Raw genomic sequence first — 13605 nt, forward strand, 5'->3', positions numbered from 1 at the left:
TCAGCTCTCCTTACCGGGCCGGCCGGCGACGCCCCAGGCGGCGAACTCCAGTTCGTAGCCGAGGGAGGCGAGCACCTCGTCGGCGATGACCTGGTCCTCGTCGGCGGTGCCGCCGGCGATGCCGAGGCCGCCGATGATCTCGCCGTCCTTCTTGATGGTGACGCTGCCGTCGGCGGCCATGATCGGCATCGCCGCGCCGGGCAGCTGGGAGAGCTGGGAGAAGAAGACCGGCTGGTTCTCCTGCCACTTCTTCAGCATCTTCCCCGGGCGCTGCATCACGGCGGCGGTGTACGCCTTGGCGCGGGCGATGTCGGGGGTGAGCGGGCGGGCGCCGTCGGGGCGGCGGATCGCGACGACGAAGCCGCCGGCGTCGACCACGGCGACGCTCACCGCCTTGCCGATGGCCTGGGCGCGCTTCTGCGCGGCCTCGATGATCTCCTCGGCGGCGTCGAGGCTGATGTTGCTCATACGGCGGCTTCCTTCGGGACGGTGAGGGTGCGGCGCAGCCGGGCGATGGCCGCGTTGTACGGCTCGGGCGTCTCCCAGTACATGGAGTGCGGGGCGCCGGGGACGATCTCCAGGTGCGAGCCGGGCAGCAGTTCGTGGGCGCGGGTGACGGTCTTGACGCCGAGCACCGCGTCCTTCTCGCCGGCCAGGAAGGCGACCTTGACGCCGGAAGCCTGGATCTCGTCCAGGGTCGGGCCGTTGGTGTCGAGGTTGCGCAGGTCCTGCATCCTGGCCACGTTGAAGGTGCCCATCTGCTGGAACAGGAAGGTGAGGTCGGCGCGTTCGGTCTGGAACGGCTTGGTCAGCAGCCGGTCGATGACCGGCAGCTTGACGGCCTCGGCACGGTCGGCGGCGGCCAGTTCGGTCAGCTCGGGGTGGCTGATGCCGCCCAGCGAGTGGCCGAGGACCACGGCGGAGACCCGGTCGGGGCGGAGCAGGCCGGCCCGCAGCGCGGCGACCGAACCGATGGACTGGCCGACCAGCATGACGTCGGTGAGGTCCTCGGCCTCCAGCACCGCGACGACGTCACCGGGGAAGTCCTGGCCGTCGAACTCGGGCATGGAGCTGTCGGACTTGCCGAAGCCGCGCAGATCGAGCGTGACGACGGTGAACTCCTCGCGCAGCGCCGCGACCTGCTGCCACCAAGCGGCGTGGTGACCGCCGCTGCCGTGCACGAACAGGATCGCCGGGCCGCTGCCGTGGCGCTCGTAGTAGAGGGAGGTGCCGTCGGAGTCGGCGTAGGGCATGGGGTGAACTCCTGGGTGCGCGGGCTTAGTTGGGGCGCTTGGCGTGGTAGACCAGCTCGATCATGGTGTGGTCGGGGTCGTGGATGTAGCAGAACTTGGACTGGTTCTCCGGGCGCTGGATGGGCCGGGTGTGCCGGATGCCCAGTTCCTTGAGGTGGGCGAGGAACTCGTCCCAGTCGTCGACCTCGACGGCGAAGTGGTAGGGCGCCATGCGCTCCATCTCCTCGACCGGGGTGAAGTGCAGGTCGAAGTTGCCGCGGGTCATCAGCACCACGCGGGTGTTGGACTTCGGCATGATCCGCTTCATGCCGAAGACCTTGGTGTACCACTCGGCGGTGCGGTCGGGGTCGGTGGTGGGGAAGTTGACGTGGTGGATGTAGCGGGGTGCTGCGGTCATGACTCGTTCCCTTCGAGGTGTACGGGGTTGGAGAGGGTGCCGATGCCGCTGATCTCGACGTCGACGGTGTCGCCGGGTTCGAGCTGGCAGACGGACTCGGCACCCATCCAGAGCACGTCGCCGGGGTGCATGGTGATGTGCTTGGTGATCTCGACGATGTGGTCGAAGGGGTCGAAGACCATGTCACCGGTGGCGAACTCGGCGCGGGTGACGCCGTTGACGCGGAGCGTGGTGGTCTGGGCGAGGGCGTCGACGTCGGTCTCGATCCAGGGGCCCATGGGTTTGAAGGTGTCGCTGTTCTTGCTGCGCCAGAACGAGCGGTCCTGGTGCTGCCAGGTGCGGGCGCTGATGTCGTTGCCGACGGTCCAGCCGAAGACCGCCTCGCGGGCCTCGTCGTGGGTGGCGTGGCGCAGGGTGCGGCCGATGACGGCGACGAGTTCGGGCTCGGCCTCGAACCGGCCGGTCACCTCGGCCGGTTTGACGATCGGCGAGCGGTGGCCGGTGAGCGCGTTGTTGGCCCGGTAGCCGGCCTCGGGACGCTCGGGGGTGGCGGCGCCGGCGTGGGCGATGTGCCGGGGGTAGTTCATGCCGACGGCGTAGAAGACCGGCGGGATCACCGGCGGCAGCCAGTGCGCGCCCTCGCGCGGCACGGTGCCGATCACGTCGGTGTCCGTCCCTTCCAGCGGGGAGCCGGACAGCAGTTCGATGTCCCGCTCCCCCACCCGGCCCCAGACCGCCCGGCCGCCGGCCGAGACGCGCGCGTACCTCATGGCACCAGCAGGTGGGAGACGCGCTTGGTGATCAGGTAGGCGTCCAGCGCCTCGGGGCCGCCCTCGCGGCCGTAGCCGCTGTCCTTGACGCCGCCGGAGGGGGCCTCGTGGACGGAGCCGCCGCAGTGGTTGATCGACAGGATGCCCGCCTCCAGTTCGGCGCTGAGTTTCTCGGCGGTGGCGGCGGAGTCGGTGAAGCCGTAGGCGGCCAGTCCGTAGGGGAGGCTGTTCGCGATCGCGAGCGCCTCGTCGAGGTCGCGGAAGGAAACGATCGGCGCGAGCGGCCCGAACGGTTCCTCGCTCAGCAGCTCCGCCTCCTCGGGTACGTCGCTCAGGACGGTCGGCGCGAAGAAGTAGCCGGGGCGGTCCAGGCGTACACCGCCGGTCAGCAGCTTGGCGCCGCGGGCGACGGCGTCGGCGGTGAGGCGCTCCATGGCCTTCAGGCGGCGCTCGTTGGCGAGCGGGCCCATGCCGGTGGACGCGTCCAGGCCGTCGCCGACCACGACCGCCTCGGCGGCCTTGACGAACTCGGCGGTGAACTCGGCGACGATCGACTCGTGCACCAGGAAGCGGCTGGGCGAGGTGCAGACCTGGCCGGCGTTGGCCCACTTGGCCCGGGCGGCCTTGCGGGCGGCGGTGACCGGGTCGGCGTCGGCGCAGACGATCACCGGGGCGTGGCCGCCCAGCTCCATCAGGGACGGCTTCATGACCTGGCCGGACCTGGCGGCCAGCAGCTTGCCGACCGGTACCGAGCCGGTGAAGGCGACCAGCCGGGTGACGGGCGAGGAGATCAGGTGCTCGGAGACCTCGGCGGGCTCGCCGAAGACGAGGTTGAGGACGCCGGGCGGCAGACCCGCGTCGGCGTAGCAGCGGACCAGTTCCATCGCGGTGGCCGGGGTCTCCTCGGACGCCTTGATGACCAGCGAGCAGCCGGCCGCGAGGGCGGAGGAGATCTTGCGGTTGGGGCCGCCGACCGGGAAGTTCCACGGCACGAACGCGGCGACGGGGCCGATCGGCTCGCGGCGCACGGTCAGGACCGTGCCGGGGTCGGTGGGGACGATGCGGCCGTAGGCGCGGCGGGCGTCGTCGGCGTGCCAGCGCAGGGTGCCGGCGGTGCGGCGGGCCTCGCCGGTGGACTCGCCGAGCGGCTTGCCCTGCTCCTGGGTGGAGATCCGGCCGATCTCGGCGGCGCGCTCGGCGATCAGGTCGGCGGCGGCGTGCAGGATGCGGGTGCGCTCGGTGACGGGGGTGGCGCGCCACACCTGGAAGCCCTGGGCGGCGGCGTCGAGCGCGCGGTCCAGGTCGGCGGTGGTGGCCAGCGGTACGTCCCCGATCACCTCTTCGGTGGCGGGGTTGACGATCGGGGCGGTCTGTCCGGTCGCGCCCTGGCACCACTCGCCCGCGATGTACATGCGGACGGCGGGGTAGCCGTGGTCGGTGGTCATGGGTGGGTGCCCTCTCAAGGGATTCAGGAGGCGGGGGCGTCCTGGTCGCGGTTGGTGCGCAGGGCCCAGATGTGGTGCGGCGGGGTCTCCTGGTGCACGCGGGTCTCGTAGGTGTCGTCGACCCGGTCCATGTCGGCGGCGTACTCGACGCGGCCGCCGCACGGGGCGTGCAGGAAGCGGAAGACGTTGGAGCCGACGGTGTGCCGGCCCAGCTTGCGGGCCTCCCGCCAGCCCTTCTCGATCATGTAGTTGCCGCCCTCGATGACATCGTCGAAGCCGGGGACCTCGTAGGCGATGTGGTTCATGGAGACCCGGTCGGGGCGGTGGCACAGCAGCATGGTGTGCTGGTCGTCGTCGCCGGGGGCCTGCATGAAGACGCCCATGGGTGCCACGACGTCGGTGGGGCGGAAGCCGAGGAGGCCGGTGTAGAAGGCGACGGCCTCGTCCTTGCCCTCCTTGGCGATGTTCAGGGCGACGTGGCACATGCGCAGCGGGAAGGCCCGGGTGAGCGGCTCCAGTGCCTCGTTCCAGCGGTTGACGCTGCCGAGGGTGTTGGCGCGGCGCGGGTCGACGGCGGCCTTTTTGGGCCGGGCGAGGGTGAGGCCCACGCCGAAGCCGGAGCGGTCGACGGTGTGGTGAACGCCGTCGGCGCCGGACCGGACCGGGTGGTCGCGGGCGACGGCGGCCACCAGGCGGTCCAGTTCCCGCTGGGTGTCGACGCCCCAGACGACCTCGCGCAGGGTGGGGCCGTCCTCCACCGGGGGCGGCAGCAGGGGGCTCGGGTCGGTGTCCAGGTGCAGGGTCTGTCCGGTGAGCGTCTCGAACACGGCGTGTTCGTCGGTGCGCTCCACCAGGAACAGACCGAAGTCCTCGAAGAAGCGGACACACTCGCCGAGGTCGTCGATGCTGTAGGTGACCGACTCTATTCGCTGGATTCCCATGGCTTCCTCGTTTCCGTCTCGCCTGGTGAGCGTAGGTTTGCGGGCGCGGGGCCTCAATGGTCCGAGGGCCGTCGAGTGCGCAACCCTTTCTTGCGCGCCCGGGTTCAGGGGCGGATGGCCGGAATGGGGTTCTGGGAGAACCATTCGGCGAGGAAGTCCAGGAACACACTCACCTTGCGCGGGGTGTCCTGGCCGGGGCCGTAGATCGCGTAGAGCGGGCGGTCGGGGACGGCCAGTTCCGGCAGCAGCACCTTCAGGGCGCCGGCCGCGATGTCGTCGTGGACCGGGCGCTGGGGCAGCAGGGCGATGCCGCGGCCGTGCACGGCGGCCTTCTGGAGGGCGATGTAGGAGTTCGACGAGAAGGCGATGTTGCGGATCTTGTGCAGGGTGCTGGCGTGGCCGTGGCCGATCCGCCACACCGGGTCGTTGACGTGCACCAGACAGTCGTGGTGGGCGAGGTCGTTGGGGTGGGTCAGCGGGCCGTGCCGCTCGATGTACTCCTGCGACGCGCACAGCACGAACGGCAGCGAGGAGATCTTCTTCAGCCGGACGCTGGAGTCCCGCAGGTCCCGGGTGTGGAAGGCGATGTCGAAGCCGCTGTCCAGGAAGTCGTAGGTGCGGTCCGACATGCCGCCCAGTTCGAAGCGGATGTGGATCTTGGGATGGGCGGCGGAGAACGCGGCGATGGCGTCGCCGAGGTCGAGGCTGCCGATCCATTTGGGGCAGATGACGCTGAGGGTGCCTTCGGCGCGGTCGTGCAGCTGGGCGATGCCGGCGTCCTCGGCCTCGATCTCGTCCAGGATGCGGGCGGCGAACTCCGCGTAGCGCTGGCCCGGCTCGGTGAGGCTGACCGAGCGGGCGGTGCGGTTGACCAGGCGGACCCCCACCTGGCGTTCCAGCTCCGCCACATGGCGGGAGACCAGGGAGCCCGACGATCCGAGCTTTTTGGCGGCTCCGCTGAAACTGCCGACCTGGGCGACGGTCACGAAGCTGTGCATGAGGAGCAAGCGGTCCATGTTTTCCTCCGGAGGCCGCTCCCCGTCCGACCGGCGTCCGCGGTACGGGGAGCGAAGGCCCGTCGTGCCGTCGGCCCGCCCCGGTGGTGGGTCCACGGGGCAGGCCGGACGTGCGGCGGGCGGGATGTGCGGCTCGGGACAGGAGTGCGGCGCCGGTGACCGGTGGGGCCCGGGGGTTACTTCGGGCAGTACTGCGGAGCCTCGCTCAGGTTGTCCTTCGTGACCAAGACAAGAGGAATGTCGGAGATCTTGTCAACACCCTCTTTCTTGTCGAGCAGGCCGACGGTGCTCTTCACAGCCGTCTGCCCGATGGTCAGCGCCGAGTTGGCGACGGTCGCGGCGAGCCGGCCGTCCTCCACCGCCGCGATGCCCTCCTCGGTGCCGTTCACCGAGACGATCTTGACGTCCTCGGCGCCGGCCGCGTCGAACGCCTTGCGCACGGCGAAGGCCATCTCCTCGTTGGCGACGAAGGCGTAGTCCAGGTCGGGATGGGCCTGGATCATGTTCTCGGCGACGTCCTGCGCCTTGGCCGGGTTGAACATGCCGGGCTGGTTGGCGACCACCTTCGCGGTCTTCGGCAGCGCGTCCTGGAACCCGCCCACCAGCAGGTCGGAGGCGGCGCCCGGGGCACCGGCCACGATGCCGACGGTGGCGGCCTTCCCGGCCGCGTCCTTCTCGATCCACCCGGCGTCCAGCGCGCCGACCTTCTTCAGGTCGACCACGGCGGCACCGAGCACGTCGTTCATGTCGGAGGTGGCCACCGAGGTCAGGTAGATCGGGATGCCCGCGCTCTTGGCCTTGGCGATGTCGCCCTCCAGGGCGTCCACGTTGACCGTCTGCACGATCAGGGCGTCCACGTTGCGGGAGATCATGTCCTCGATGTTGGACAGTTCGGTCCCGGCGTCCTGCTTGGAGTTGGCCGAGTAGACCTTGGCGTCCTGCGCCTCGGCCTCCTGCTCGACCGCCTTGAGCAGACAGGAGTGGAAGTGCGTGTTGGAGCCGTTGACGAACCCGAGGGAGACGGAGCCTTCGGCGGCGCCCCCGCTGTCGTCGCCGGAACCGCATCCGGAGAGCACCAGGGCGGCGGCGCCGACGAGCGAGGCCGCGACGGTGCGGCGTGAGCGGTGGGTGGGCTTCATGGTGGGTTGAGCCTTTCCTGCATCGTCGAAGAGAAGGTTCTTGCGTGTGGGGGGGCGCCGGGTTGGGGGATGCGCGAAGGCGAACGGTGTGTGCGGATGCGACGGGCCGTTAATGGCCCGGTGCGGACTTGCGCTGGAACTCGTTGATGATCGCCGCCACCAGCAGCACACCGCCGGTGACCACGAGCTGGTAGTTGCTGTTGACCTGGAGCAGGTTCAGCGCGTTGCCGACGACCCCCAGCAGGACCACGCCGAAGACGGTGCCGATGACCGTGCCGTGGCCGCCGGCCAGCGAGGTGCCGCCGATGACCACCGCGGCGACGGCGGTCAGCTGGGTCTGGAGGCCCGCGGTGTTGGGCGCGGCGGCGCCGAGCCGGGAGAGCAGCATCAGGCCGGCCAGGCCCGCGAGCACGCCGGCCAGCGCGTACAGGGCGAGTTTGCGCCAGTTGACGTTGATGCCGCTGAGCCGCGCGACGTGCTCGTTGCCGCCCATCGCGAACGCGTCCCGGCCGAAGGTGGTGAACCGCATGGTGACGCCGATCAGCGCGAGCACCAGCACCGCCACGACGGTCAGGTAGGGCACGCCGACGATCTCGTCGTTGCCGAGCGCGGACATCTTGTCACCGATGGTGACGCTCATGCCGTCCAGGACCAGCAGGGCGACGCCGTCCAGGAGCATCGCGGACGCCAGGGTCGCGACGAACGGGGCGACCCGGGTGAAGGTCACCACCAGCCCGTTGACCAGCCCGATCAGGGTGGCCAGGGCGAGACAGATGACGACCGTGACGGGCGTGGACCAGCCGCTGTCCAGCAGCTGGGCGCCCACGCACAGGGTGACGGCGGCGTTGGAGCCCATGGAGAAGTCCATGCCGCCGGAGGTCATCAGCAGGGTCAGGCCGGCCGCGATGACGGCGTTGACGCTGATCTGGCGCAGCACGTTGAGCAGGTTCTGCGAGGAGGTGAACGCGTCCGCCTGCACGGCGGTGAACACACAGACCAGGATCAGTACGAGGATCAGGCCGCCGTGCGGGACATGCAGCAGTTTCCGGGCCCCGGGGCGGGTGTCCGGCCGGCCGGGCGGGCCGTCGGCCACGGTGTCCGGGGCGGCGGAGGGGGTCTTGAGGCTCACTGCGGTTGACCTCCGAGTGCGGTCGCGACCAGCTCGTCGCGGGTGATGGCGTTGATGTCGTGCTCGGCGACGGTGCGGCCGGCGCTCACCACGACGACCCGGTCGGCCAGGCGCATGACCTCCTCCGCGGAGGAGGAGGCGAGCAGGACGGCCACACCGCGGGCGGCGAGGTCGTCGACGAGGGTGTGGATGTCGGCCATGGCGGCGACGTCCACCCCGTTGGTGGGGTCCTCCAGGAAGCAGGCGACCGGCTCGGTCTCCAGCCACTTGCCGAGCAGCACCTTCTGCTGGTTGCCGCCGGACAGCGAGCCGACCGGCGGGTTGCCGGTGAGGGCGACGACGCCGTAGGTGGTGCGTACCGGGGCGGCGCGGCGGGCCAGGTGGGCGGCGCGGTGCAGCCGGCGGCGGGCGAACCGGTCGCCGGCCAGCATCAGGTTCTCGTCCACGGTCATGCCCTGCACCAGGCCGAGCGAGCGGCGGTCCCCGGTGACACAGCGCAGGCCGCTCCGGAGGGACGCGTCGACCTTGCCGAAGGGCACCGGACGGCCGTCGACGCGCACCTCTCCGGTGTCGGGGCGCCGGCGGCCGGACAGCAGGTCGAACAGGCGGGACTGGGCGTCGCCGGCCGGGCCGAGGACGGCGACGATCTCGCCCTTGCGGACCTCGACGGTGAAGTCGCGGATGGCGCGGCCGTGGGACAGGCCGCGCACCACCAGCCCGTGGTCGTCCTTGGGCGTCGGGCGCTCGGGGCGGGTGGAGACCACGTCCCGGCCGACCATCGCCCGCACCAGCGAGGCCGGGTCCAGCTCGGCGGCCGGCGCGCTGCGCACCAGGGCGCCGTCGCGCAGCACGGTGACCCGGTCCGCGATCGACATGACCTCGTCGATGTAGTGCGAGATGTAGACCACGGCGACGCCCTCGTCGCGCAGCCGGCGCACCAGGGACCGGACCTGCCCGGCGTCCTTGGCGCTGAGGCAGGCCGTCGGCTCGTCCAGGATCAGCACCTTGCCGCCGCGCCGGACCTCGCGGGCCACCTCGACCATGGTCTGCTCGGCGACCGTGAGGCTGCCCGCGACCCGGTCCACGTCGATGTCGATGCCGAGTCCGGTGAGCGCGGTGTGCGCCTGGGCGCGGACCGCCTTCCAGCTGACCGCGCCGGCCCGGGTGGGCAGATCGCCCAGCATGACGTTCTCGGCGACGGTGAGCCCCATCGCCAGTTCCCGGCGCTGCGGCACCGAGGAGATGCCGAGCCTGCGGGCCCGGCGCACGGTGAGGCCGCCGTGCCGCTCGCCGCCCAGCTCGACGGTGCCGCCGTCGGGCTGGTGGACGCCGCTGAGGACCTGCACCAGGGTGGACTTGCCGGCGCCGTTCATGCCCATCAGGGCGTGGATCTCACCGGGGTACAGGTCGAGGTCGACGCCCTTGAGGGCGGCGGCCCCGCCGAAGCTCTTGGTGACGCCCCGCACCCGCAGCACCGCCCGGGCGCCGGTTTCCGCCGGGTCCAGTACGGCACTCATGGCCGGTCGCCGTCGCCGTCGGGAGTCACCCGGCCGTAGCCGCGGACGTCCGGGAACGGGGGCTCCTTGTCGGCCTGGAGGTCCACCTGGAAGGTGTTGAGGCACATGCCGAGCATGGTGAAGTTGCCGAGCGCGCCGATGGTGTCCACCAGGCCCTTGCTGCCGAAGTGCTCCTGGGCGGCGGCGAAGGTTTCGTCGGTGACGAAGTGCTCCTCCAGGATCTCCTTGCAGAACTGGTAGAACGCCTGGTCGGCGGCGTTGTCGAAGACCGCCTCGCGCTTCTCGGCGATGGCCTTGACGGCCGCCTCGGGAACACCGGCCTCGATGGCCTGGTGGACGTGCGCGTTCCAGGAGTACTGCGCGTCCCAGTTGCGGGCCGCCATCAGCAGCGTCAGCTCCCGCAGGTGCTTGGGCAGGGAGCAGTCGAAGCGGGCGAAGGCGCCGAGCGACTCGGCCCGTTCGCACATCTCCGGGCTGTGCAGCCAGACCCGGAAGGGGCCGCGGACCGCGCCGCGGCGGCCGGCGATACGAGCGGCCAACTCCTTCTGCCGCTGGTCCATTTCCGCTTCGGTGAGAACGGGGAGCCTCATCTGGCCGATACCTGCCTTTTCTTTCCGACTCGTTTCCGCAACGGGTCGAAGCCCTGCGGTGACAGGTGACGGTACAGCCGGGCCGATGAAGCACACCCCTCCCGGAGCGCAACGTAAACCTGCACGCGACAGGGCACCGATTCGCGCCCGCGCGACCTAACGTCGGTCGACGCAACACCTTGACCGGAGAGGAACCCCCACGATGACCACCATCATCAAGGCCGCGTCCGTGCCCCTGCTGGACCGGGGCGGCGCCGTGGTGACCACGCCCCTGATCACGACACCGTCGGCCGGCGGGGAGAACCGCATCACCAGCGGCATGAGCGTGTACCCGGTGGGGTCCGGGGCGCCGCTGCACTCGCACAACTGCGACGAGCACGTGACCGTCCTCGACGGCTCGGCGGAGGTGTGGGTCGACGGCGAGGTGACGAAGCTGGAGCGCTACGACACCACCTACATCCCCTCCCCCATTCCGCACCTGTTCCGCAATGTCGGTGACACCCCGCTGCGCATCCTGTGGGTGTACTCCTCGGGCCATGTGACCCGGACGTTCACGGAAACCGGCAAGACGGTGGAGCACCTGTCGGACGAGGACCAGATGGGCAAGGACTGAAGCCCGTACCACCGCGGCCGATGTGACTGATCACATCCCGAGACACGCTTGCGTCGCGCCCCTGACCAGGCGTTGTCTCGCACGGTGAGTACCGAACGATCCGAACACCACGACCCTGTCCAGACCACCGGTGACCGCGCCGCACGGCGCGCCGTCACCGTTTTCCCGGTTCTGGTCCTGCTCGCCGGCGCCCTCGGGCTGCTGCTTCCGGGCAGTTTCTCCGGCTGGAGCGAGGCGGTGCCCTATCTGCTGGGCGTCGTGATGTTCTGCATGGGCGTCACCATGACCCCGGAGGACTTCCGCGGGGTCGCCAGGCGGCCCTGGGCGGTGGCGCTCGGGCTGGTCGCGCACTACGTCATCATGCCGGGGCTCGGCTGGGCCATCGCCCACCTGCTCCAGCTCTCCCCGCAGCTCGCCGCCGGTGTCATCCTGGTCGGCTGCGCGCCCAGCGGCACGGCCTCCAACGTGGTCACCTACCTGGCCCGCGGCGACGTCGCGCTGTCGGTCTCGGTCGCCACCGTCTCCACGGTGCTGGCCCCGCTGATCACCCCGCCGCTGACGCTGCTGCTGGCCGGCGAGTACCTGCCGGTGGACGCCGGGTCGATGGTCACCGACATCCTCAAGACGGTACTGCTGCCGGTCGTCGCCGGGATCCTGGTCCGGCTGGTCGCGAGCCGGTGGGTGACCCGGGCGCTGCCGGCGCTGCCGTGGCTCTCCGCGCTGACCATCGCCGTGATCGTGGCCGTGGTGGTGGCGGGCAGCGCCGCCGCCATCAAGTCGGCGGCGCTGCTGGTGTTCGTCGCCGTGGTGCTGCACAACGGCCTGGGCCTGGCGCTGGGGTACGGCGCCGGGAAGGTCGGCCGGCTCGGCGAGGCGGGCAGCCGTGCGATGGCCTTCGAGGTCGGCATGCAGAACTCCGGCCTCGCGGCCTCGCTGGCCACCGCCCACTTCAGCCCGCTGGCCGCGCTGCCGGCCGCGGTGTTCTCCGTCTGGCACAACATATCCGGCGCGCTGGCCGCCGCCTGGCTGTCCCGCCGGGGACGCGGACACTGAGTGCCGGCCGCGGGCGCGTGGTGGCGGGCCGCGCAGTTCCCCGCGCCCCTTTAGGACATGCAGCACATGCATGTCCCCAGGGGCGCGGGGAACTGCGCGCTCAACCACGACGCACCCGCGGCCGAAAAGCTCAGCCCGGCCGGCGGAGCTAGTGCGCGCTGACCAGCTTCTGGCCGTCCGGCTCCACCGCACCGCGCCGCGAGGCGCGCGCCGCGGCGATGCCGATGAAGACCATCGACGACACACCGGCCAGCGCGAACGCGGTGAAGCCCCAGTCGCCGTTGTTCGCGGCGAGCAGCTGACCGCCCAGCCACGGGCCGAAGACCGCGCCGAAGCGGCCCATGCCCGAGGTCCAGCCGACCGCCGTGGCGCGGCTGTCGGGGGTGGAGGCGATGGACACCGTCGCGTAGATCATGGTCTGCGCGCTGTTGAGGAAGACACCGGTGAGGAAGACGACCACGAAGGTCAGCGCCAGCGGCATGTGGACGCTGAGCAGGAAGACACCGGCGGCGGTCAGCGCGAACCAGATGGCCGAGATGCGCGGGGCGCCGAACCGGTCGGAGGCACGGCCGGCGATCAGCATGCCGACGATGCCGCCGAGGTTGAACAGCACCACGAAGGTCAGCGCCGAGCCCAGCTCGTAGCCCTCGCTGCGCATCAGGGTGGGCAGCCAGGTGGCGACGCCGTAGACGAGCAGCAGGCCGCCGAAGGAGGCCAGCCAGTACAGCAGGGTCTGGACCCACTCGCGGCCCTGGAAGAGGGCGGCCAGGTTGCCCCAGCGGGCGCCGGCGGCCTTGCCGGCCCTGGGGGCGGGGACCTCGACGTCGTAGCGGGCGGCGAGGGCGGCGGCCTCGTCGCGGCGGCCCTGGGCGACCAGGAAGCTCAGCGACTCGGGCAGCCACTTCAGCAGCACCGGGACGAAGAGCAGCGGGACCACGCAGACCCAGAACGCGGCACGCCAGCCGAGCGGCTCGACGATCCACAGGGCCACGTAGGCGGAGAGGATGCCGCCGGCGTGGTGGGCGGTCATCAGCAGGCCGATGGTGAGCGCGGCGCGGCCCTTGGGGGCGTAGTCGGAGACCATGCTGATCGCGGTGGGCAGCAGCCCGCCGAGGCCGATCCCGGCCAGGGTCCGGCCGAGGCCGAAGACGGTGACGCTGTTCGCCACCGCGCACAGGCCGGAGGCCAGCGAGAAGAGCGTGACGCAGGACAGCATCAGCTTCTTGCGGCCGATCCGGTCCGCGACCGTGCCCGCGGCCAGCGCGCCGACCAGCATGCCGAAGGTGGCGTAGCTGCCGAGGTCGCCCGCCTGGCCGGAGGTGATCCCGAGCGCCTTCTCCTCGAGCATGTGCGGCAGCACCGAGCCGTAGATGAACATGTCCAGGCCGTCGAAGAGCACGGCGACCCAGCACAGGACGACGACCAGCAGAGCCAGTCTGCTGCCCCGGGAGGACAGAGCGGGGGAGGAGGACATCGTTGTTTTCCTCTCGACCAGGACGAGTTCCCTGGAGGGGGTCTATGAAGCGGGTCCGCGCGGCTCGTGCGGCTCGACCCGTTGGTGGCTAGACGCTAAGTTTCCGGCCAGACAGTGTCAACGGTTTTGTTAACAATCTTAGGAACGATCTGGTGACGCCGGGGGGGTGGGGGGGGGGCCCCCCCGGGGGGGCGCACGCCCCCCCGCCCGCCAGGGGGCGCGGAGACAAGGGGACCGGGGCGGGGGGCGGGGGGGTTGGTGTTGATGA

Annotated in this window: 14 protein-coding genes; 2 read left to right on the forward strand and 12 right to left on the reverse strand. The window is 71.0% G+C overall.

The annotated features are described in order from the left end of the window. The 11 genes from AB0G32_RS36435 to AB0G32_RS36485 all read right to left on the reverse strand — a co-directional run bounded on the left by AB0G32_RS36435 (position 1) and on the right by AB0G32_RS36485 (position 10167). Positions 1–468 (reverse strand): heme-binding protein, encoded by a 468-nt coding sequence (locus AB0G32_RS36435; RefSeq protein ID WP_361173795.1) that lies wholly within the window; start codon positions 466–468, stop codon positions 1–3. Continuing rightward, the gene (locus AB0G32_RS36440; RefSeq protein ID WP_361173798.1) at positions 465–1253 is read right to left on the reverse strand and encodes an alpha/beta hydrolase; all 789 of its coding nucleotides are present in this window, start codon (positions 1251–1253) and stop codon (positions 465–467) included. Before AB0G32_RS36440 ends, AB0G32_RS36435 begins: the two co-directional genes overlap by 4 nt. 25 nt (positions 1254–1278) lie before the next feature. Next, entirely contained in the window at positions 1279–1650 is a 372-nt protein-coding gene (locus AB0G32_RS36445) for a VOC family protein (protein WP_361173801.1), read from the reverse strand. Then, positions 1647–2420, reverse strand: coding sequence for a fumarylacetoacetate hydrolase family protein (locus AB0G32_RS36450; RefSeq protein ID WP_361173804.1), 774 nt, complete (start codon positions 2418–2420; stop codon positions 1647–1649). The genes AB0G32_RS36445 and AB0G32_RS36450 overlap by 4 nt, the downstream gene beginning before the upstream one ends. Beyond that, positions 2417–3865: an NAD-dependent succinate-semialdehyde dehydrogenase gene (locus AB0G32_RS36455; protein WP_361173807.1), complete on the reverse strand. Its 1449-nt coding sequence runs from the start codon at positions 3863–3865 to the stop codon at positions 2417–2419. The genes AB0G32_RS36450 and AB0G32_RS36455 overlap by 4 nt, the downstream gene beginning before the upstream one ends. Before the next feature lie 23 nt (positions 3866–3888). After that, entirely contained in the window at positions 3889–4806 is a 918-nt protein-coding gene (locus AB0G32_RS36460; RefSeq protein ID WP_361173810.1) for a VOC family protein, read from the reverse strand. Positions 4807–4910: 104 nt separating this feature from the next. After that, on the reverse strand, positions 4911–5822 hold the full coding sequence (locus AB0G32_RS36465) for a LysR family transcriptional regulator (protein ID WP_361173813.1): 912 nt from the start codon (positions 5820–5822) through the stop codon (positions 4911–4913). A gap of 176 nt (positions 5823–5998) precedes the next feature. Then, positions 5999–6961 carry a sugar ABC transporter substrate-binding protein gene (locus tag AB0G32_RS36470; protein ID WP_361173816.1) on the reverse strand — a complete coding sequence of 321 codons (963 nt, stop codon included), beginning with the start codon at positions 6959–6961 and terminating at the stop codon, positions 5999–6001. Between the two features lie 109 nt (positions 6962–7070). Continuing rightward, positions 7071–8090 (reverse strand): ABC transporter permease, encoded by a 1020-nt coding sequence (locus AB0G32_RS36475; protein WP_361173819.1) that lies wholly within the window; start codon positions 8088–8090, stop codon positions 7071–7073. Further along, on the reverse strand, positions 8087–9607 hold the full coding sequence (locus AB0G32_RS36480; RefSeq protein WP_361173822.1) for a sugar ABC transporter ATP-binding protein: 1521 nt from the start codon (positions 9605–9607) through the stop codon (positions 8087–8089). Before AB0G32_RS36480 ends, AB0G32_RS36475 begins: the two co-directional genes overlap by 4 nt. Next, the gene (locus AB0G32_RS36485) at positions 9604–10167 is read right to left on the reverse strand and encodes a carboxymuconolactone decarboxylase family protein (protein WP_361173835.1); all 564 of its coding nucleotides are present in this window, start codon (positions 10165–10167) and stop codon (positions 9604–9606) included. The genes AB0G32_RS36480 and AB0G32_RS36485 overlap by 4 nt, the downstream gene beginning before the upstream one ends. 232 nt (positions 10168–10399) lie before the next feature. On the opposite strand from AB0G32_RS36485, the gene AB0G32_RS36490 reads away from it, so the two are divergent. Continuing rightward, positions 10400–10810, forward strand: a complete 411-nt coding sequence (locus tag AB0G32_RS36490) for a cupin domain-containing protein (RefSeq protein ID WP_361173826.1) — start codon at positions 10400–10402, stop codon at positions 10808–10810. 84 nt (positions 10811–10894) lie between these two features. Beyond that, on the forward strand, positions 10895–11863 hold the full coding sequence (locus AB0G32_RS36495) for a bile acid:sodium symporter family protein (RefSeq protein WP_361173829.1): 969 nt from the start codon (positions 10895–10897) through the stop codon (positions 11861–11863). Positions 11864–12011: 148 nt separating this feature from the next. Here the strand turns inward: AB0G32_RS36495 and AB0G32_RS36500 are convergent, their stop codons facing one another. Further along, positions 12012–13337, reverse strand: coding sequence for an aromatic acid/H+ symport family MFS transporter (locus AB0G32_RS36500; RefSeq protein ID WP_361173832.1), 1326 nt, complete (start codon positions 13335–13337; stop codon positions 12012–12014). Positions 13338–13605: the final 268 nt, after the last annotated feature.

The organism is Streptomyces sp. NPDC023723, from assembly GCF_040639815.1.
GTDB lineage: Bacteria > Actinomycetota > Actinomycetes > Streptomycetales > Streptomycetaceae > Streptomyces.